The sequence below is a fragment of the Tamlana crocina genome (assembly GCF_012037625.1).
In genome coordinates this window covers 1-487 of sequence record NZ_JAAVJS010000187.1, presented here as the reverse complement: position 1 = coordinate 487, position 487 = coordinate 1, and the positions used below count along the sequence as shown (strand labels likewise).

Annotated in this window: 1 pseudogene; it reads left to right on the top strand. The window is 44.4% G+C overall.

Annotated elements, in window-relative coordinates:
- Positions 1-487 (top strand): annotated as a pseudogene (locus tag HC176_RS16265) (Asd/ArgC dimerization domain-containing protein); the annotation flags it as partial.

The window sequence follows — 487 nt, the reverse complement described above, 5'->3', positions numbered from 1 at the left end:
CAGGTGATGTTAAAAGTACTTGCAGAAAGGAACTTTCCTGTGACCGAATTATTACCGGTAGCTTCAGAAAGATCTGTAGGAAGTAAGATCAGTTTTAATGATAAGGAGTATGAAGTAATAGGACTGGAAGAGGCAGTGGCACAACGACCCGACATTGCCCTTTTTTCAGCCGGCGGGGAAACTTCCCTGGAGTGGGCACCTAAATTTGCCGAAGCAGGAACCACAGTTATAGATAACTCTTCGGCCTGGAGTATGCATCCTGATAAAAAACTTGTAGTACCCGAGATCAATGCTGCAGATTTGACTTCCGAAGATAAGATCATCGCAAATCCAAATTGTTCCACGATCCAAATGGTAATGGCCCTTTCTCCATTGCACAAGAGGTATGACATAAAAAGAGTGGTTGTGTCCACCTATCAATCTATAACCGGAACCGGGGTAAAGGCAGTACAACAGCTGGAGAACGAATACAAAGGAGAACAGGGAG